Annotated in this window: 13 protein-coding genes; 7 read left to right on the top strand and 6 right to left on the bottom strand. The window is 73.4% G+C overall.

Annotated elements, in window-relative coordinates:
- The first annotated feature begins 1 nt into the window (after window position 1).
- Window positions 2-1,234 carry an McrC family protein gene (locus tag RY076_RS21530; RefSeq protein WP_323101636.1) on the top strand — a complete coding sequence of 411 codons (1,233 nt, stop codon included), beginning with the start codon at window positions 2-4 and terminating at the stop codon, window positions 1,232-1,234.
- Between the two features lie 130 nt (window positions 1,235-1,364).
- Complete coding sequence (locus tag RY076_RS21525) at window positions 1,365-1,958, top strand: DoxX family protein (protein WP_323101634.1); 594 nt, start codon at window positions 1,365-1,367, stop codon at window positions 1,956-1,958.
- 130 nt (window positions 1,959-2,088) lie between these two features.
- Here RY076_RS21525 and RY076_RS21520 read toward each other — a convergent pair whose 3' ends face one another.
- Both RY076_RS21520 and RY076_RS21515 read right to left on the bottom strand, forming a co-directional pair.
- Entirely contained in the window at window positions 2,089-2,775 is a 687-nt protein-coding gene (locus RY076_RS21520; RefSeq protein WP_323101633.1) for a VOC family protein, read from the bottom strand.
- Between the two features lie 115 nt (window positions 2,776-2,890).
- Complete coding sequence (locus RY076_RS21515) at window positions 2,891-6,880, bottom strand: S8 family serine peptidase (protein WP_323101630.1); 3,990 nt, start codon at window positions 6,878-6,880, stop codon at window positions 2,891-2,893.
- Window positions 6,881-7,149: 269 nt separating this feature from the next.
- Here RY076_RS21515 and RY076_RS21510 point away from each other — a divergent pair, with 269 nt between their 5' ends.
- Entirely contained in the window at window positions 7,150-10,506 is a 3,357-nt protein-coding gene (locus tag RY076_RS21510) for a TM0106 family RecB-like putative nuclease (RefSeq protein ID WP_323101628.1), read from the top strand.
- Window positions 10,507-10,542: 36 nt separating this feature from the next.
- On the opposite strand, the gene RY076_RS21505 is transcribed toward RY076_RS21510, so the two are convergent.
- Window positions 10,543-10,998 carry a hypothetical protein gene (locus RY076_RS21505; RefSeq protein WP_323101626.1) on the bottom strand — a complete coding sequence of 152 codons (456 nt, stop codon included), beginning with the start codon at window positions 10,996-10,998 and terminating at the stop codon, window positions 10,543-10,545.
- 9 nt (window positions 10,999-11,007) lie between these two features.
- Entirely contained in the window at window positions 11,008-12,453 is a 1,446-nt protein-coding gene (locus RY076_RS21500) for an ADP-ribosylglycohydrolase family protein (protein ID WP_323101623.1), read from the bottom strand.
- A 150-nt stretch (window positions 12,454-12,603) separates the two neighbouring features.
- Here RY076_RS21500 and RY076_RS21495 point away from each other — a divergent pair, with 150 nt between their 5' ends.
- Genes RY076_RS21495 through RY076_RS21485 form a run of 3 tightly spaced genes read left to right on the top strand, consistent with a single transcriptional unit; the run spans window position 12,604 to window position 14,699 of the window.
- Entirely contained in the window at window positions 12,604-12,969 is a 366-nt protein-coding gene (locus RY076_RS21495) for a hypothetical protein (protein ID WP_323101621.1), read from the top strand.
- Complete coding sequence (locus RY076_RS21490; RefSeq protein ID WP_323101620.1) at window positions 12,959-13,459, top strand: hypothetical protein; 501 nt, start codon at window positions 12,959-12,961, stop codon at window positions 13,457-13,459. The genes RY076_RS21495 and RY076_RS21490 overlap by 11 nt, the downstream gene beginning before the upstream one ends.
- Window positions 13,460-13,469: 10 nt before the next feature.
- Entirely contained in the window at window positions 13,470-14,699 is a 1,230-nt protein-coding gene (locus RY076_RS21485; protein WP_323101619.1) for a lipid II:glycine glycyltransferase FemX, read from the top strand.
- A 27-nt stretch (window positions 14,700-14,726) separates the two neighbouring features.
- Here RY076_RS21485 and RY076_RS21480 read toward each other — a convergent pair whose 3' ends face one another.
- Both RY076_RS21480 and RY076_RS21475 read right to left on the bottom strand, forming a co-directional pair.
- A complete protein-coding gene (locus RY076_RS21480; protein ID WP_323101617.1) occupies window positions 14,727-15,596 on the bottom strand; it encodes a hypothetical protein in 870 nt (289 codons plus the stop codon).
- Window positions 15,593-16,372, bottom strand: coding sequence for a hypothetical protein (locus RY076_RS21475; RefSeq protein ID WP_323101616.1), 780 nt, complete (start codon window positions 16,370-16,372; stop codon window positions 15,593-15,595). Before RY076_RS21475 ends, RY076_RS21480 begins: the two co-directional genes overlap by 4 nt.
- A 205-nt stretch (window positions 16,373-16,577) precedes the next feature.
- Here RY076_RS21475 and hrpA point away from each other — a divergent pair, with 205 nt between their 5' ends.
- A complete protein-coding gene (gene hrpA, locus RY076_RS21470; protein WP_323101613.1) occupies window positions 16,578-20,531 on the top strand; it encodes an ATP-dependent RNA helicase HrpA in 3,954 nt (1,317 codons plus the stop codon).
- Window positions 20,532-20,553: the final 22 nt, after the last annotated feature.

The raw sequence follows: 20,553 nt of genomic DNA, 5'->3' as shown, positions 1-20,553 counted from the left end.
GATGACCATCGAGCTGCCCCCGATCCCCGAGCACGGACGCTCGGGGCCGGTCCGGCTCGACCGCGAGACCCGCGCCGCGCTCGTCAACGCGGCCGGGGAGCGGCTCGTCATCCACGCGACGGCCGATCCCGACGTGGTGACGATCGGGGCCACGAGCTGGGTGGGCGCGCTCGCCGTGCCCGGGCTCGTCGTCCGCGTGACGCCCCGGGTGTCGGTGACGAACTTCTTCGCGATGCTCGGCGCCGGCGTCTCGCCCGACGCCTTCGACCACGAGCACGTGACGTGGAGCGACACCGACGAGCTCATCGACGGCGTCGCCTACTTCGCGATCCGTCTCATCGACAGCACCACGATGCGGGGCCTCGTCCACGGCTACGTCGGTCGCGAGGAGCGGATGCGCACCATCCGCGGCCGCCTGCTCGTCGAGGAGTTCGCGCGCCGGCCGTGGAACGCCGCCGAGCCGCAGTGCCGCTACGACGACTTCACCAACGACATCCGCGAGAACCAGCTGTTCCGCTGCACCCTCCAGGCGATGCTGAGCTGGCCCCAGCTGGCCCCGCAGGTGCGCCGCGAGGCCCTCCGGGTGCTCGGCCGGTTCGAGGGGGTCAGCGACACCCCGGCGACGCTGCACGCGGTGCCGGTGCCGGTGACCCGCCTCAACGAGCACTACGACGACGCGATGCGCCTCTCGCGCCTCGTGCTGCAGGCGATGTCGCTGTCGCACCAGTCGGGTGACCAGCAGGCCAACAGCCTCATGGTCGACATGGACGACCTCTTCCGGCGCTGGATGGTCCAGGAGCTCGACCAGCGCCTCGCGCCGGACCTGCGCATCGAGACCGAGTCCGACGTATGGCTCGACGAGGGCCGGGCGGTGACGATGGTGCCCGACCTCGTCGTGCGCCGGGGGAGCGAGGTCGTGCTCGTCGGCGACGCGAAGTACTCGATGGGGGCCGACGGCTACCTCGCCTCTCGCGACTACGTCGACCTCGTCGCCTACACGACCGCGATGGGCCTGCCGACCGGCCTGCTCGTGCACTGCAACGCGGCCCGCTCGCCCGACTCCGAGATGGTCATCCGCAACGCGGGCACCCGCATCCTGTGCCGGCCGATCCGCCTCGACGGCACCTACGCGGGGGTGTGCAGCTCGCTCGACGCGATGGCCGAGCTCGTCCGCGAGCTGGCCGACGCCCCGGGCGAGCTCGAGGTGCCCACGCTGATCCGCGCGCGTCGCTGACGCACAGCCTCCGCACGGCTGTTCCACGGATCACACGCCATTTCCTTGTGACGGGCTGTGGCCACTACTACCGTTTGTAGTACCGACAGAGTAGCTGCCGGAACACCTCGAAGTTCTGGAGTTGAGCACCATGGCCACCATCCACCGTGACACCCCAGTCAGCGGCGACTCGGGCACCGCTGGCACCCCGACGCACGACCCGACCAAGGGCGTCGTCACGTTCCAGGAGGAGGTCGTCCGTTCGGACATCGCTCGCAAGCTGCTCGCCGGCCTGCGTCTCGTCCTCGGGTTCACCTTCCTCTGGCCCTTCCTCGACAAGCTCTTCGGCCTCGGCTACGCCACCCCGTCCGCGAAGGCGTGGATCCACGGCGGCACGCCGGCCCAGGGCTTCATGACGCACGCCGAGGGCCCGTTCGCGACCTTCTTCAAGAACATCTCCGGCCCGTGGGCCGACTGGGTGTTCATGACCGGTCTGCTGGGCATCGGCATCGCCCTCATCGCCGGCGCCGGCCTGAAGATCGCGGCCGGGACCGGTGTACTCCTCCTCGCCCTCATGTACCTGGCCGAGTTCCCGCTCGGGCAGTCGGGCATGACCAACCCGCTCGTCGACAGCCACTGGATCGAGGCTCTGGGCATCGCGGTTCTCGCCGCGACCTACGCCGGGGACACGTGGGGCCTGGGCAAGTGGTGGGGCCGTAAGGTCGGTAACGGCTTCCTGCGGTGAGCGGGGCGGTGGGCCGGTCATCGACCCGCCCACCACGCGGGACCGGTCCACCCAGCACGACGGGCCGGCAACCTGCCAGCGAGGCGGTCCTCCCCTTCGGGAGGGCCGCCTCCCGCACGTGGCCGGCAGGTCAGCCGACGGTGAAGGCGCAGAACTCGTTGCCCGCCGGGTCGGCGAGCACCGTCCAGCCGAGACCGTCCTCGCCGCGGGGCCGCAGCACCGTCGCACCGGCCTCGAGGACCCCGTCGACGTCACGGGTGGTGACGTCGACGTGGACGCGGTTCTTGGCCGCCTTCGCCTCGGGGACCGGCTGGAAGACGAGGCTCTCGCACGGCAGGCCCGCGACGTGCTCGAGGTGGCTGAACCCGTCGTCGCGCACTGCGGTGGCACCGAGCAGGCCGGCCCACCACCGGGCGAGCCGGTGCGCGTCGTCGGCATCGCCGGTGACGTCCTGGACGAGCTCGTAGAGGGGTGCGCGCAGCCGCTCGTCGTCGGCCTGCCGCACGAAGACGCAGAACTCCTGGCCGTCGGGGTCGGCCAGCACCGTCCAGCGCGGCTGCTCGTCGACGACGCGGGCTCCCGCGGCGAGGACGCCGTCGAGGTCGGCCGCGTGGACGTCGAGGTGCAGACGGTTCTTCACCGTCTTCGGCTCGGGCACGGTGTTGACCCAGACGAGCACCTCGCCGGCGCGGCGGAGGTCGGCGTCGCCGTCGTCGTGGAGGGTGACGTCGAGGCCGAGCACCGGGCCCCAGAAGCGCGCCAGGGCGTGCGCGTCGCCGGCGTCGATGCAGAGGTCCTTGTACGTCGCGATCGCCATGGACCGACGGTAGCGGCGCCCGCCCACGGCGTCCGACGTCCGGGAGCGCCCGGTCGTGACGCACGAGGGCCGCCCGGGTGCTCCCGGGCGGCCCTCGAAACGCGTCAGCCGCGGCTCAGCGGACCGTGAGCGTCACCGCCCCCGACGTCGAGGGGTTGTAGGCCTTCGACCCGGAGTAGGTGGCGGTGACACGGTGCGTGCCCCTCGACAGGACGGGCGCCCAGAGCGTCGCCTTGCCGGAGCGCACCGTGCTCGTGCCGATCACCCGCGAGCCGTCGCGGAAGGTCACCGTGCCGGTGGCGCCCGACGGCGTCAGCCTCGCGGTGAGCACCGGGCGACCGCCGTAGCGGTAGCTCGTGACGTTGGCCGAGAGGGCCGTCCGGCTCGCCAGGCCCTTGACGGCGACCGTGACGGTGCCCGAGCGGCTCGCGAGCGTCGAGGCGTCGCCGGAGTACGACGCCGTGAACGACGCCGTGCCGCGGGGCAGCCCGGTGACGGGCAGGACCGCCTTGCCGCCGGACACCTGCACGGTCCGCAGCGCCTTGCCGTTGTAGCCGAACGTCACCGACCCGGTGGCGTTGGGCGGTGCCACCGTCGCCGTCAGCGTCGTGCGCCCGCCGTAGGTGATCGACGTCGGGCTCGCGGCGAGCCTCGTGCTCGAGGGGCGCTTGACGGCGACGGCCTGGGCGCGCGAGCCGTCGGTGTTCAGGTGGTGCAGCAGGAGCAGGCCCTGCGGCTTGTCGACCACCGCGGTCGACGCGTCGCGGTACACGTCGAGCGTCGCCCCCGGCAGGTCGGTGTTGAGCAGCGTGCCGTAGTCGCCGAACGCCGACAGCCCCGGCGAGGCCAGGCTGATCGTCATCGGCGCCGCCGCGCTTCCGGCCGCGTCGACCTGCCCGCGCTGGCTGTACGACTCGACCCAGTACCGCACCCGCGGCGCCGAGCCGGACACCATGCCGGCGTCCATGAGGGCGCTGACCGCCACCGGCATCGCCAGCGAGTCGCTGTTGAACAGGTCGGTGTCGAACGAGCCGTCGACGCCGTTGGTGAGCTGGTCGTCGAGGACGTCGCCGACGTGACCGGGACGCAGGTCGACCAGCTCGGTGAGGAAGTAGTCGTGGTCGTCGGTCGACGTCACGTAGCGGGTCGTGTACGCGACGGCGTCGGCCGTGCCGTCACCGTTGGTGTCGAGGAAGACGTCGAACTCGATCTCGCTGGCCGGGGTGCGCCACGGGCCGTGCGTGCTGATCCCGAAGGTCAGCAGCGCGTCCGCGGGGTCGTCCCATCCGGCCCAGTCCGAGGCCGAGCCGACGTAGCGCAGGTCGGCCCCGCGGTCGTCGGCCGTCTCGAGGCAGTCGAGCACCCGGGACGACGAGCAGTCCGGGATGCGCGGGCTCGTGGCCTGCAGCTGGAACGTCGAGACCGTCGACTCGTAGTCCTCGGGCGTGATGTCCTCGCCCGAGGGAACGGTGTCGAGGCCCGAGCCGGACAGCGGCAGCGACGAGGACTGGACCGAGCCCGAGCCGGTGACCGTCGTGCTCGCGGCCGCCTTCATGGTCGAGGCTGGCCGCGGCGCCGACCACACCGGCACGCGCAGGGCGCCGCCGGACGTGCCTGCGACCGGCGACAGGACGATCCGGCCGCCGGCGTCGGTGCGCTGGTTGCGCATGATGCCGATCTCCGCCGGGTCGGCGGACGCCGTCGGGTCGGAGACCGCGCGCAGCTGTGAACGGGTGAACGTCGCGGTGACCGTGACGTCGACCGAGCCGCCCGCGGGCACGCGGACCTGTGACGGGCTGAAGGAGTAGGCAACTCCGGGCGTCGGGTGCGCGGCGACGTAGTCGAGCGTGTAGGACGCCGACGTGACGGGCCGCTTGTTGACGACGCGGACCGTCTTGGTCAGCGTCTTCGTCGCCGTGGTGACGGCGACCGGACCGAACGAGACGCTGACGGCCCCCGGGTCGTCGGTGACGTAGGCGAGCGTCGTCGTGTCGACCGCGGCGTCGGCGACGACGCGTCCGGACCCGACGCGCTCGGGACCGTAGACCTCGCCGGTGTGGTCGGGGCCGACGGAGACGTCCTGGGTGGCCGTGTTCATGATGGCCGCCTTGACCTCCTCGACCGTCCACGACGGGTGCGCGGCGCGCACGAGGGCGGCCTCGCCGGCCACGTGCGGGGAGGCCATGGAGGTGCCGGACTCGGCGATGCCCTCGTCGCCGGTGCCGACCGCGACGGAGAACGTCGTGACGCCGGGCGCCGCGACGTCGGGCTTGACGCCGCCGGCGACACCGACCCCGCGCGAGGAGAAGCTCGCGACCTGGTCGATCGCCCCGTGGTTCGTGACGGTGACCGCGTTCCGCAGCGCGTTGGTCATCGTGACGCGGACCTCGGTGGACGCGTCGAGCTTCGCCTGGATGGCGTCGCGGCCCTGCTTGACGAGCAGCATCGCCGGGATGCCGGCGTCGCCGGCGACCCCGGCCGAGAAGGCGTCGGAGTCGCTGCCGTAGATGACGCCGACGGCGCCGGCGGTCTTGGCGTTGGCGGCGCGCACGGCGGAGCCGCACCGGCGACCGTTGCCGTCGAGCCACATCTGCATGACGACCTTGCCGGCGACCTTCGTGACGTCGTCACCGGTGTACGGGTCGCAGCCGTCGGTGTTGTTCCCCGGCGTGGATCCCTCGGCCTGGACCGGGTCCGCGGACCAGTCGCCGACCGTGACGACGGGGACGTCGGTGACGCCCGGCCCGGCCGCCCAGCCGTAGCTGTCGGACCGCATGGCGGCGAAGACGTCGTCCTGCTTGCCGTCGATCGGGTCGGCCGGCTCGATGCCGGCGGGGGAGTCGACCTTGAGGCCGTCGACGACGTCGTAGCCGTCGTCGGAGGCCGCGACGCCGAGGACGCGGCGGGCGTTGCCCGGCGAGCCGCCGACCTCGTAGACGTCGCCGGAGTTGCCGATGGAGGCGACGACCACCGTGCCGAGGGCCGCGAGGTTGTTCGAGGCGACCGAGTCGGGGTCCTGGGGCGAGCCGTAGGAGCTGCCGAGCGACATGTTGACGACGTCGAGGTGGTCGGACACGTCGCCGTCGCCGTTCGGGTCGGCGGCCCAGTCGAGGGCCTGCCCCACGAGGTTCGTCGACCCGTCGCAGCCGAAGACCTTGAGTGCGTAGAGGCTCGCGCCGGGCGCCACGCCCGGGCCGATGCGCACCTGTTCCGGCTCGATGGGGTCGGCGTAGCCGCCGGTCCACGTGGAGCCGTCGGCCGCGACGCCGAGGCCGGCAGTCGTGCCGGCGACGTGCGAACCGTGGCCCTCGCAGTCGAGCGGGTTGGCATCGGGCACGGGGACCGACGCGGGGTCGGCGCCGTCGTAGGCGTCGCCGGCGAAGTCGTAGCCGCCGACGACCTTGGCGGTCTGGGCGAAGGTGGTGGAGGCCTTGGCGGCCTCGAACGCGGCGGTCGTGCCGTCACCGCCGAAGTCGGCGTGCGTGTAGTCGATGCCGGTGTCGATGATGCCGACGCGGATGCCCTCACCGGTGTCGTCGGTGCCGGCCCAGACCTTCGGCGCCCCGATGAGCGGGACGGACGAGCTGTTCGACGTGGACTTCGGGGTGAGCCGGTGGATCGCCTTGACCCCGGGGATCGCGGCGAGCGCGGCCAGGCGGCTCGCGTCGGTCTGCACGGCGATGCCGGCGTACGCGGCGTGGGCGCGGTAGAGGGTGCGGGCGCGCGTCGAGCCCGCACCGAACCGGCTCTCGACGGATCGCTGCGCCTGCTTGACCGCGGAGGTCTGGCTCCGCGCCGCGCTCCTGGCCGCGGCGAGCCCGCGACCGCGGGCCTGGCCGAACGCCCGGACCGCCGGCACGGCGTCGAGCTCGAGCATGACGTCGACCGGGCCGGTGGCCCGGCGCAGGTCCTGGTCGACCGTGCCGCCGGCGGTGCGCTGCATGCCGAGGGCGAGGGAGCCGGCCCCTGTGACGTGGCTGGGCAGCTGCGTGTGGTTGCGGTGCTTGACCGCGGTGCGCGTGGTGTTCGTGGTGTGCGTGGTGGCGCTCGCCGGCGTCACCCCGAGGGTCGCGGCGACGAGGGCCGTTGCGGCTCCTGCGCTCACCGTGCCAACCAGACCGCGACGACGACGTCGCAGCCCCCGAGAGTTGATCGACACCCATCCTCCTCACGTGGCTCCGGCCGCACCGAGCCCGCCCGGGCACTCCGTGCGCAGGGACGCTCGCCCCCGAACTGTGCTGCCACGCCGGGGGCAACATATCGGACACCGGGGACGCCCACTCGGCGAAGCGCAGACCTCGTCATCTGCCCGATATGTCGGGGGCAGGACACGGGCTCGCCGGGCCTGTCGGAGGGCATCGGCATACTCGGGGCATGCAGCGCATCGACGGCCACCTCGTCCTCTCCCCGACGGACCTCACCAAGCACGTGGCCTGCGCGCACATCACGACGCTCGACCTCGAGGCGCTGGGTGCGCCGCGGTCGCCGGAGGGGGCCCGGGCGGCGCGGGTCGCCCCCGACGACTCGCTCAACCTCGTCTTCACCAAGGGCCTCGAGCACGAGCACGCCTACCTCGACCGGCTGCGCTCCGAGGGCCGGGAGGTGCTCGACGTCGCCGCCCTCGGTCTGGCCGGCGCCGCGGCCGAGGAGGCCACGGTGGAGGCGATGCGCCGCGGCGTCGACGTCGTCTACCAGGCCACGTTCTTCGACGGCCACTGGGTGGGCCTGGCCGACTTCCTCCTGCGGGTCGACCTGCCCGAGGGGGAGCGCAGCTCGTTCGGGCCGTGGCGCTACGACATCGCCGACACCAAGCTGGCGCGGCGCCTCAAGGTGCCGGCGCTGCTGCAGATGGCCACCTACGCCGCCCGCCTCGAGACCCTCCAGGGGGTGGCGCCGCAGTGGCTCACCGTCGTCACCGGCGACCAGGAGCAGCACCCGTGGCGGCTCGTCGACGTCGCCCCGTACGCCCGGCGCCGGCGAGAGGAGCTGCTTGACGCCATCGAGCGCCCGCAGCCCACCGAGTCGGCTCGGGTGCAGCACTGCGGCCAGTGCCGGTGGAAGGACCGGTGTGCACAGGAGTGGCTCGACCGGGACGACCTCATCCAGGTGGCCGGCATGCGCGCCGACCACCGGGCCGCCCTCGTGCAGCTCGGCATCCCGACGCTGCGCGCCCTCGCCGGGGCCACCGAGGAGCAGCTGGCACCAGCGCTGTCGGTGTCCACGAGTCGGCGCCTGCTCCAGCAGGCCCGGCTGCAGCTCGCCGAGCGTGACACCGGCCGGGCCCAGTTCGAGCTGCTCGACCCCGAGCCGGGCCGTGGCCTGCAGATGCTGCCCGCGCCCGACGAGGGCGACGTCTACCTCGACTTCGAGGGCGACCCCTGGGCCGAGGGCGGGGCCGGGCGTGAGTACCTCGCCGGCACCTGGACCCGGCAGGGCGACTTCGTCGACTTCTGGGCCCACGACTTCGCCGAAGAGGGTCGCCTCACCACCAACCTCGTCGACTGGCTCACCGCGCGCTGGCAGCAGCACCCGGACATGCACGTCTACCACTACGCGCCCTACGAGACGACCGCGCTCAAGCGACTCGTCGGCCAGCACGCCACGCGTGAGGCGCAGCTCGACCAGCTGCTGCGCCACGAGGTGTTCGTCGACCTCTATGCCGTCGTGCGCCAGGGCGTGCGCATCAGCAAGGGCTCCTACTCCATCAAGAAGCTGGAGGAGTTCTACTGGGGTCACACGCGCCAGTCCGAGGGCGACGGCGTCGCCGACGGGCTCTCGTCGGTCGTCGAGTACGAGCGGTGGCTCGTCGGACGGGAGTCGGGCGAGGCCGACCAGTCGATCCTCGACGACATCCGCCGCTACAACCGCGACGACGTCCGCTCCACGCTCGACCTGCACGTGTGGCTCGAGCAGCGTCGCGACGAGCTCGCCGCGCAGGGCCACGAGCTCGCCCGCCCCGTGCCCGAGGCGCTGCGCGAGATCTCCGACGAGGAGCGCGCCGAGGCCGAGCTCGCCGATCGCCTCGTCGCGGGTGAGGAGCCGCTGCTCGCGGGGCTCGTCGGGTGGCACCGGCGCGAGAAGCGGCCCGAGTGGTGGGACTTCTTCCGCTACAAGGAGCTCGACACCGCCGAGCTCGTCGAGGACGGCACCGCCATCGGCGACCTCGGCGAGCCCGAGGAGATGCGGCTCGTCAAGCTCTCCAGGGTGTGGCGCTACCCGTTCCCGCCCCAGGACTGCAAGGTGTCGGTCGGCAAGTACGTGCCCGACGTCGACACGCACGCGCCCGTGGGCAAGGTGGTCGCGCTCGACCCCGTCGAGGGCTGGGTCGAGCTGTCGATGAAGAAGAGCCTCGAGCCACCGCACCCGCGCGGCCTCGGCGGTCCCGGCCCGGTCATGGACCAGGTGCTCCGGCAGAGCATCGCCCGCACCGGCGAGCTCGCACTGGCCGGGGGCGACAACCTCGCCACCCGGCTCGTGCGGCGCGTGGTTCCTGCCGGGGAGGCCCTCGAGGTACGCCCCGGCGAGACCCCGAAGGACGTCGTCGTACGGGTCGGGCGCGCGCTCGACGGTGAGGTCCTCGCGGTGCAGGGCCCCCCGGGCACGGGCAAGACGTACGCCGGCTCGGCGCTCGTGCGCGAGCTGCTCGACGCCGGGCTGCGGGTCGGCGTCACGGCGCAGTCGCACGCCGTCGTGCTCAACCTCCTCGACGAGGTCGGCCGCCCCGCCTGGCACAAGGACGGCAGCAACGCCGAGGAGGGCGACGAGCCGGAGGACCCCAACGCGCTCATCACCCACACCACCGACAACGCGGCGGTCGCCGCGGCCCTCGCCTCCGGGGAGGCGCGGCTCGTCGGGGGCACGGCGTGGTTGTGGTCCCGCGAGGAGATGGCCGGGTCGGTCGACGTGCTCGTCATCGACGAAGCCGGGCAGTTCTCCCTCGCCAACGCCGTCGCCGTCGCGCCCGCTGCGCGCTCGCTCGTGCTGCTCGGCGACCCCCAGCAGCTGACCCAGCCCACCAAGGCCGTGCACCCGTACGGCTCCGGCGTCTCCGCGCTCGACCACCTGCGGACCGACGACGGCACCGTGCACGACGTCATCCCGCCGCACCGGGGCGTGTTCCTCGACCGCACCCACCGCATGCACCCGGCGCTCACCGAGTTCGTGTCCGAGCTGGCCTACGAGGGCAGGCTCGAGTCGGCGCCGGGCCGCGAGAGGCTCGCGGTCGACGCGCCCGGTTCGCTGTCCGGCAACGGCCTGCGCTGGGTGCCCGTCGAGCACGAGCAGCTCTGCGAGCAGTCGAGCGTGCAGGAGGCACAGGTCGTGGCTGCCCTGCTCGACGACCTGCTGCGCGGCACCTGGACCGATGCCGAGGGCGCCACCGCCCGGTTCGGCCTCGACGACGTCCTCGTCGTCGCGCCGTACAACGCCCACGTCGCCACGCTCGCGGCCATGCTGCATCCGGGAGCGCGCGTGGGCACGGTCGACAAGTTCCAGGGGCAGCAGGCCGCGGTCGTCGTCTACTCGATGGCGAGCACCACGGCGGCCCTGGCCCCGCGCGGCGTGTCGTTCCTCTACGACCTGCACCGTCTCAACGTCGCGATCTCCCGCGCCAAGGCCATGGCCGTCGTCGTCGGGTCGCCGACGCTCCTCGATGCCGCCGTCCACACGCCGGAGGAGCTGCGCGCCGTCAACGCCCTGTGCCGGTTCGTCGACGAGGCCAAGACCGTCTGAGGAGGCCGGCCGGCGGGATGGGCCTCAGGGTGGGCGTCAGGGGCGGCGGGGGAGCGTGACGAGGTCGGCCTCGACCACCTCGCGGTCCTCGGCATCGGCCACCGTCGTGAGGGCCTCACGCGCCTGCGCCTCGAAACGGTCGGCCGCCTCGAAGTCGCCCCCGACGGCCGCGGCCCGGGCCGAGGCCTCGAACGCCGCCGCGAGGTCCCAGTCGTCGACGCCGCCCGAGCGCGCGATCGCGACGTAGCGCGCCGCGTGGTGCGCGGCCGCGTCGGGCAGCCCGAGCACGGCGTGCACCCGCGAGACGAGCCAGTGGCCGCGACCGAGGTTCGCCGCCCGCACCTGCGGCACCTGGCTCCAGTGGTGCAGCGACGCGTAGGCGCGCCCGAGCATCGCGTCGTCGTCGGCGGGGGAGCGGTCGTCCCGATCGAGCAGCTCCCAAGTGGCGTTGTAGAGGTCGACGCCGAGACGCCGGTGGTCGAGGTCGGTCATGGACGCAACCTAGGCGCCGTGGGCCGCCACGTGCCAGAGCCGCCCCTCGCCGCGGATGCCCGGCAGTGCCGCCCGGATCGAGCGCTCGGCCAGCTCCGGGGCGACCCCGAGGTCGACGGCGTAGCGCAGCGCCACGGCGGGAGCACGGTCGCCGCCGTGGTGGCAGTGCACGAGGACGCGCTTGCCCTCGGCGCGGAACTGGCGCAGCGCCGACGACGCGTCGTCGAGGACGAAGTCGAGGTGCGGGTTGAGCTCCTGGTCGTCGTGCTCGTTGATCCAGAACTCGATGTGGTCGCGCGCCGACATGCCCTCCGCGGGGATGTCGCGCAGCCCGAGCGGGCACAGCGACACGACCGCCTGGACGCCGAGCTCACGGACCCGGCCGAGGTCGGTGATGCTGCCGAGCAGGATGTCCGGGTCGATCGGGTGCGGCTGGGCGAGCGGCGGCACGGTGGAGTCGGCCACCGTCTCGACGGAGGGCCACTCGCCGTGGCGTCGCCCGCCGATCGAGGTCGACACGGCGAGCTCGACGAGGTCGTGGGCGCGCAGGCCCGGCCAGCCGTGGACCAGCCGGCGCCACTGCGTCGGCACGGCGGACGCGCCGTAGCGGGCGCCGAGCAGCGACCCGGCGATGGCCGCGACGGTGTCGGTGTCATGGCCGGCACGAACGGCGGCCTGCAGCCCGCGCTGCAGGTGCATCGCCGAGCCGTCGCCGCGGTCGGTCGAGGTGATCGCGGCCCACGCGTCCTGCAGGGCGGTGACGGTGAAGCCGTTGTCCCCGAAGGCGCCCGGGTCGGCGCCGGTGGCCGCCTCGATCCAGTCGCCCCAGTGGCCGGCGTGCGTCGCGCTGACGAGGTCGAGCCCGGCGGTGAGGTCGAGTCGGCCCTCCGTGACGGCGACGCGGATCGCCTCGGACCACAGCACCGCCGAGTCCCCGGCCAGCGGGTCGGCATGGGTCAGCTCGGCGACGGCGCGCGCCGCCCGGGCCGTCGCCTCGCGGTCGGTGAGAGCCGACAGCCCGACGATGGAGGTGCGCATCAGGGCGCCGTTGCCGGCGGTGAGCCCGGTGCGCGCGTGGAGGTTCTCGCTGGCGCGCGCCAGGCGCTCGTGCGGGCGGCCCTCGAGGGTCCGGGCTTCGGTGAGCACCACGCGGGTCTGGGTGCCGACGTCGCTGGCGCCGCCGTCGAGCCAGGCTGTGAAGGCGTCGGCCACCTCGTCGAGGCCGCGCGGTGAGGTGAGGTCGAGCCCCACCGCGGCGACCCGCGCCACGCAGAGCGTCATCTGGGTGTCGTCGCTCCACTCGCCGGGCCCGTACGGACCGAGGCCGCCGCCCTTCATGACGGCCTCGCCGACGGGCGGTGCCGCCATCTCGTACGGCACACCCAGCGCGTCGCCGCACGCCTGTCCGAGGAGCACGCCGGCGGCGCGGTCGACCGCGATGGGGCGGATCGGCACGGGAGCTCCTCGATGGGTCACAAGGTGGGTCACTGGTGGTTCGCGGTGGGTCGCGGCAGGTCACGGCCGGCCAGGTGGGCGCGCACGCGCCACCCGAGGGGAAACCTACCGGTCGCGGGCCGGGCGCCACCCACGCAGTAGGCTCGCCGCGTGCTCCAACCGCTCACCGTCGTGCTGCTCGTCGGCAGCGGCGTGCTCGCCCTCCTCGCGGCCCACCACCTGCTGCGCCGCCGGTTGGTCGATGACCCCGTCGTCATCACCGCGCTCGTCCTCGAGGTCGCGCTGCTCGTCCAGCTCGTCGTCGGCCTGACGAAGGCCTCGGCCATCGCCGACGGCGCCGAGCGCGCCACGTTCATCGCCTACCTGTTCACCGTCCTGCTCGTGCCGCCGGCCACCGTCGTCATCGCCATCAAGGAGAAGACGCAGTGGGCCATGGGCGTCGTCCTCGGCGGGGCGTTCGTCGTCGCCATCCTCGTCGCGCGTCTCCAACAGGTCTGGAGCCTCCATGCAGCCTGACCAGCCCACGCAGCCCCAGCAGCCCCAGCAGCCTGAGCACCACGAGCAGCCGGAGCAGCACGAGACCCCGCACACCGGGCACGGTTTCGGCCGGGTGCTCGTCGCGGTCTACGGCCTGCTCGCCCTCGCGGCGACGGGCCGCTCGATCCTGCAGATCAGCGAGTACTTCGACCGGGCCCCGGTGTCCTACGTCCTGTCGGCGCTCGCCGCGGTCATCTACCTCGTCGCCACGATCGGCCTCGCCCGCGGCGACCGCGCGTCGGTCCGGCTCGCCACGGTCGCGTTGAGCGTCGAGCTGATCGGCGTCCTCGTCGTGGGCACGCTGTCCTACGTCGTGCCCTCCGCCTTCCCCGACAAGACCGTGTGGTCGCACTTCGGGTCCGGCTACGGCTACGTGCCCCTCGTGCTGCCGATCGTGGGCCTGTGGTGGATCCACCACACCGCGCGCGCCGGAGACGCCACGGACGGAGCAGCGACCGCCCGCCGATAGGGTTGCGGCCATGACTTCGCAGCCCGCTGCCGCCCCCGCGACCGTGGCCACCGGTCCCCTCACCGTCCGCGAGATCAGCCCCGACGAGGAGCTCGACACGCTCCACGCCGTCGGCGGCAGCTTCCTGCAGACGCCCGCGTGGGGGCGGGCCAAGGCCGGCTGGCGCCGCACGCCGCTCGGTTGGTTCGACGCCGCCGGCACCCGCGTCGGAGCCGGGATGGTCCTGTCGCGCACGATCCCGCGGCTGCGACGCACGTACGCCTATCTCCCCGAGGGGCCGGGGCTGCCGTGGGAGGCCGTCGCCGCCGACCCGTCGGCGTGGATCGACCCGCTCGTCACGTGGGCGAAGGGGAACGGCGCGTTCGCGCTGCGCCTCGGCTTCCCGGTCGTGTCACGCGTCTGGGACCGCGAGCCGGTCAAGAAGCAGGTGGCCGAGGGCGGCCTGCTCAGCTTCACGACGCTCGAGCCCGCGGTCGACAACCCGGTGGCCCGCTCGCTCGAGGCCTGGCTCGGCCGCAACCGCTGGCTGCCGATCGGTGGTGACGGCGTCGCCGTCGGGCAGCCGCGCCTGCTCTGCGTCGTCGACCTGCGCGGCCGCACCGTCGACGAGCTGAACAAGGGCATGAACCAGCAGTGGCGGCGCAACGTCAAGAAGGCCGCGAAGTCGGGGGTGCAGGTCCGCGCGGTCGGGATCGAGGGCCTCGACACCTTCCACGACCTCTACGTCGAGTCGGCGGAGCGCGACAACTTCCTGCCGCGGCCCAAGCCCTACTTCGAGACGATGGCGCGCTCGTTCATGCAGGACGGCGACGACCGCGAGTCGCGCCCCCGCGCCTGGTTCTACGAGGCCCACGTCGACGGCGACGTGCTCGCCTCGGCCCTGATGATCCGCTTCGGCCCGACCTTCTCCTACCTCTACGGCGGCTCCACCGAGCGCAACCGCGACGCCCGCGCCTCCAACGCCCTGCAGTGGCAGGCCATGCAGGACGCCCTCGAGCAGGGCTGCGAGGCCTACGACTTCCGCGGCTTCAACACCTCGCTCGGCGCGACGAGCCCGCTGACCGGCCTGCTGCTGTTCAAGCTCGGCGCCGGCGCCGACGTGCGCGAGATGGTCGGCGAGCGCGAGCTCGTCATCAGCCGGTTCTGGCACACCGCCTTCGAGCGCGCGATGGCCCTGCGCATCGCGATCAACAAGCGTCGCAAGGCCGCTCGCGCGTCCGCCGACGACGCCGACATCTGAGGTCGGCGCCCGGGCGGCACCCGTCAGTCAGCCCGAGCGGGCCGGCAGCGTGACGGCGCACGTGACCGCCGTGTCGCTGGTGTCCAGCGACACGAGCGTTCCTCCGGCGAAGATGCGGCACTCGAGGATCCCGGTGCCCGCGGGCGACTGGACGTCGACCTGCACCCTCGCGGTCGTCGACGAGCCGGACGCCCCGTCGACGGCGGCCTCGGCGACCCAGGGGACGGGACGCTCGAGGGGGTCGACGGCGCTCTGGTCGTCGACCGTGACGGCGGTGGTGGCCTCGGCCGGCCCGGCAGCAACGACCTCGACGCGCAGCTGCCGCACCCCTGCGGGCACCGGGTGCACCTGCCGTGCTCGGCCCGTGAGGGGAGCGGTGCCGCCGAGCGGGGGCGCGTCGGGAAGCTCGACCCACGACATCAGCGACGCGGGTCCGGAGTAGTCGGGCGGGGTGTCGCCCGAGTCGTTCCCGAAGCCGGGGTCCATGCCGGGGTCCATGCCGGGGTCCATGCCGGGGTCCCTGCCGGGGTCCATGCCGGGGTCCATGCCGGGGTCCATGCCGGGGTCGTATCCATCCCCGGGCGCCACCCCGACGGAGACCGAGCCCGCCCCGCCGCCGACCCCGACGTGCACCCCGCCGCCCACCCCGAGAAGCACCGTCAGCGCCGTGGCGGCGGCCACCCACCAGCCCCAACGGCGTCCGGTGCCCGGCGGACGGACCGGCGAGGCGGGTCGGTGGACGGGGCGACCGCTCGGGAAGGCGGTGGTGTGCGACAGGCGGGGTCGGCCCGGGACGGCGGGGGTCGCGCGGCGCGTCGTGGCGTCGTCGAGGTCCGGGAAGGCGACGTGGGTGTCGCGGTCCGGGTCCGGCTGCGCCGGCCGGTCGGTGCCGCTCACCGGCGCGTGCTCCACGACCCGTCGGTGACCTTGCAGTCGACGGTCTGTGTGCCGACCGACCGGGACAGCTCGACGCCGCCAGTGGTCACGCTGCAGCTCATCGCCTGGGTGCCGCGGTAGCCGTAGTCGTCGGCGCTGAAGGAGAAGTACGCGTCGTCCGGGTCGACCGAGAGCTCGGCGGCGTACGGCAGCGTCACACCGGTCAGCTGCGTGGTGCGGCCGCCGCTGCTGTAGAGACGCAGGTCCACGACGCGTCCGGTGCCGTGGAACTCGACGCGCACCTGCGTCGGGCGCTGGGGCACCGACGGCACGTCCGAGGGCGCGACCGACACCGGCGTCACCGGCAGGGCCTTGTCGTCGTCCTGGCGGCCGGCCGAGGTGCTCGAGCTGCCGGACTCCGAAGAGCGCGGGGCGGCCATGACGACCAGGAGGACCAGCAGCACGATGACGATGCCGCCGACGGCGAGGAGGCCGAGGAGGACGCGCCGGGCACGCGCTGCCGGCGTGTCGGGCGGCAAGGGTGTCGGGGAGGCCTGGCTGAGCGAGACCGGTGAGGCGGGCGTGACGGGCGGAGCTGACGGCGGCGCGGTGGCCGGTTCGTCGAACGCCGAGAACCGGTCCGCCGACGGGTCCGGCTCCGCCTGCGGGACGGGCGTATGCGGGACGGGCGTATGCGGGACGGGCGCCTGCGGGACGGGCGCCGTCGGGTCGGGTGACGCGCTGCCGGGCTCGTACTGCGGCGAGAGCGCGTCCGTGCGCTGTGGCGAGTCGGTCACGTCGTTCGTTCCCCCTGCGTCGGTGACGGCTCATCCAACCAGAGGTGGGCGCCGCGATGGTCGCCCATGAGAGGCCGCGGGTCCGCCCGCGGTTCCCTCGTCGGTGGCTCGTCGGTGGCTCGTCGGTGGCTCGTCGGTGGCTCGTCGGCGGCCCTACTGGAAACCCGTGCGACCCGCGCCCGTCGGCCCGCCTATCCTGTCGAGCATGTCCGACCAGCCCGCGAACGCCCCTGCGCGCTCGCGGCCACCGCGGCGCCGGGGGAGGGGCGGCCCGGACCGCCGGGCCGGGCGCGGACCGACGCCGGAGCAGCGTGAGGCGCGTCGGGCGGCACGGGCGGCCACACTCCCGCCGATCACCTATCCCGAGCACCTGCCGGTCGTCGACCGTCGCGACGACATCGCCGCCGCGATCCGCGACCACCAGGTCGTCGTCATCGCCGGCGAGACCGGCTCCGGCAAGACGACCCAGATCCCGAAGATCTGCCTCGAGCTCGGGCGCGGGCTCGACGGGCAGATCGGTCACACGCAGCCGCGCCGCATCGCGGCCCGCGCCGTGGCCGAGCGGCTCGCCGAGGAGCTCGACGTCGAGCTGGGGCAGGCCGTCGGCTACCAGGTGCGGTTCACCGACCACGCCACCCGCGACACGCTCGTCAAGGTCATGACCGACGGCATCCTGCTCGCCGAGATGCAGCGCGACCGCGAGCTGCGCCGCTACGACACGATCATCATCGACGAGGCCCACGAGCGCAGCCTCAACATCGACTTCATCCTCGGCTACCTCAAGCAGCTGCTGCCGCGTCGACCCGACCTCAAGGTCGTCATCACGTCGGCGACGATCGACCCCCAGCGCTTCGCCGAGCACTTCGCCGACCCGTCTACGGGCGAGCCGGCCCCCATCATCGAGGTGTCCGGCCGCACCTTCCCCGTCGAGGTCCGCTACCGCCCGCTCGTCGATCCCGACCGTCCCGACGCCGAGGAGCGGGACATGGTGACGGGCGTCTGCGAGGCCGTCGAGGAGCTCTGGACCGAGCGGCACTCCGGGACGAGCAGCGACATCCTCGTCTTCTTCTCGGGCGAGCGCGAGATCCGCGACGCGGCCGACGCCCTGAACGGGATGAAGCTGCCCGTCACCGAGGTGGTCCCGCTCTACGGACGTCTCTCGGCCGCCGAGCAGCACCGCGTCTTCTCGTCCCACACCGGACGCCGGATCGTCCTGGCCACCAACGTCGCCGAGACCTCGCTCACCGTCCCGGGCATCCGGTACGTCATCGACACCGGCACGGCCCGCATCAGCCGCTACAGCCAGCGCACCAAGGTCCAGCGCCTGCCCATCGAGCCGGTCAGCCAGGCCTCGGCCAACCAGCGCTCGGGCCGTTGCGGCCGTGTCTCCGACGGCATCGCCATCCGGCTCTACTCCGAGGACGACTACGACAGCCGGCCCGAGTTCACCGACCCCGAGATCCTGCGCACCAACCTCGCGTCCGTCATCCTCCAGATGACGAGCCTCGGACTCGGCGACATCGCCCGCTTCCCGTTCGTCGACCCGCCGGACAGCCGCCAGATCACCGACGGCGTCCGGCTGCTCGAGGAGCTGCAGGCGTTCTCGCCCGACGACGACGAGCCCGCCACCGGGCAAGGGCGCCGGCGTCCGGGACGCCGCCTGACGGCATACGGCCGCACCATCGCGACGCTGCCGATCGACCCGCGGCACGCGCGCATGGTCATCGAGGCCGACAAGCGCGGCGTGCTGCGCGAGGTGCTCGTCATCGTCGCGGCCCTCTCGATCCAGGACCCGCGCGAGCGACCGCAGGACAAGCAGGAGCTCGCCAACGCCTCGCACAAGCGCTTCGCGGACGAGACGAGCGACTTCGTCACCTGGCTGAACCTCTGGGCCTACCTCAAGGAGCAGCAGAAGGAGCTGAGCAGCAGCGCCTTCCGCCGGATGTGCAAGGCCGAGTTCCTCCACTACCTGCGCATCCGCGAGTGGCAGGACCTCCACAGCCAGGTGCGGCAGGCCGCCAAGCAGGCCGGCCTCGACGTCAGCCGCGGGACGGTCAACGTCGGCGAGGGTGAGATCGACGCCGACGCGATCCACCAGTCGCTGCTCGCCGGCCTGCTCTCGCACGTCGGCGTCCGCGACGAGCAGAAGCGGGAGTATGCCGGCGCCCGCGGCACGCGCTTCGGCATCAGTCCCGGGTCGGCGCTCTTCCGCAAGCAGCCCCAGTTCGTCATGGCCGAGGAGCTCGTCGAGACGAGTCGCCTGTGGGCCCGGATCAATGCTCGGATCGACCCGGTGTGGGCCGAACAGCTCGGCGAGCACCTCGTCAAGAGGCAGTACTCCGAGCCGCGGTGGTCGGGCAGGCGCGGCTCGGCCGTCGCGACGGAGCGGGTCACGCTCTACGGGGTGCCGCTGGTCGTCGGACGCGTCGTCGGCCTCGGCCGCGTCGACCCCGAGCTCGCCCGCGACCTCTTCGTCCGCCACGCCCTCGTCGAGGGGGACTGGCACACCGAGCACGCCTTCCTCCGCGACAATGCGGCCCTCGTCGAACGGCTCGGTGAGCTCGAGGCCCGCACGCGAAGGCGCGACATCGTCGTCGACGACAGCACGCTGATCGCGTTCTACGACAAGCGGATTCCCGCCGAGGTCGTCTCCGGACGTCACTTCGACACGTGGTGGAAGAAGGCGCGACGCGCCGAGCCCGACCTGCTGACCTTCACCGAGGAGCTCCTGCTGCGCGAGAGCGCCGGCAGCCTCGCCGACGCCGACCACCCCACCACGTGGACGCAGGGCGAGAACGTCCTGCCCGTCACGTACCGCTTCGAGCCGGGCGCCGCCGACGACGGTGTCACGGTGCACGTCCCCGTTGACCGCCTCAACCAGGTGAGCGCCGACGGGTTCGACTGGCAGGTGCCGGGATTCCGCGAGGAGCTCGTCACCGCGCTGATCCGCTCGCTGCCCAAGCAGATCCGCCGGCTCATCGTGCCGGCGCCCGACCACGCCCGTGCCGTGCTGCCCGAGCTGGACCCGACCTCGGGCCCGCTCCTGCCGGCCCTCGCGACGCTGCTGCGCCGACGCGCCGGCGCAGCCGTCTCGCCCGCAGACTTCGACTGGGCGCGCGTCCCCGATCACCTGCGGGTCACCTTCTCGGTCGACGGCCCCGACGGTCGTCCGGTGGCCACGGGCAAGGACCTCGAGGCCGTCCGGGAGGCCGCGACCCCCCAGCTGCGCCGGCAGGTCCGACGCGCCGGCTCCAGCCTCGAACGCAGTGGACTGACCGCCTTCCCGGACGAGGGCGTGCCCGAGACGTTCGAGAGCGCCGACGGTGTGCACGGCTTCCCGGCCCTCGTCGACACCGGCTCCGCCGTCGACCTGCGCGTGCTGCCGACCCGCGGCGAGGCCGAGGCCGAGCACCGCCTCGGCCTGCGGCGTCTGCTCCTGCTCGGCATCACGCCGCCGTGGAAGCAGGTCCTGGCCCGCCTCACCAACACCCAGAAGCTCGCCCTCGGACACAACCCGCACGGCAGCGTCCCGGCCCTGCTGGACGACTGCCTCGCCTGCGCCGTCGACGCCATCAGCGCCGACGCCGCCGGCGCGTCGGGCCCGGGCGCGGGACGCGTCGACCACACGGTGCGCACCCGCGAGGACTTCGAGTGGGCGCTGTCGGCGGTGCGCACCCACACGACGGCCCGCGTCGTGGAGGTCGTCGGGCTCGTCGAGCCGGTCCTGGCCCGGCACCTGGCCCTGACGAACCGCCTCGCCGAGCTCGACCGCTCCGCAAGCCCCGCCCTCCGCCCCGTGCTCGCCGACGTCCGCGCCCAGCTGCGCGAGCTCGTGCGCCCGGGGTTCGTGGCCGACACCGGCCTCGCGCGCCTGCCCGACCTCGAGCGCTATCTGCGCGCGGCCGAGCACCGCCTCGAGAAGGCCCCGGCCAACCTCGCACGCGACGCCCAGTCCCTCGAGCAGGTCGACCTCGTCGAGGGCCGGTACGCCGACCTGCTCGAGTCGCTGCGCCCGGCCCAACGCGGGGCCCGCGAGGTCGTCGACATCGGCTGGATGATCGAGGAGCTGCGGGTCTCGCTCTTCGCCCAGACCCTCGGCACGGCCTACTCCGTGTCGCCGCAGCGCGTCCTCAAGGCCATCGCCAAGGCCGCCGCCTGACCGGTCGCGCGTACTAGCGTTG

The sequence above is a fragment of the Intrasporangium zincisolvens genome, from assembly GCF_034724055.1.
Taxonomy (GTDB): domain Bacteria; phylum Actinomycetota; class Actinomycetes; order Actinomycetales; family Dermatophilaceae; genus Monashia; species Monashia zincisolvens.
This window is presented reverse-complemented; position numbering and strand designations above follow the sequence as displayed.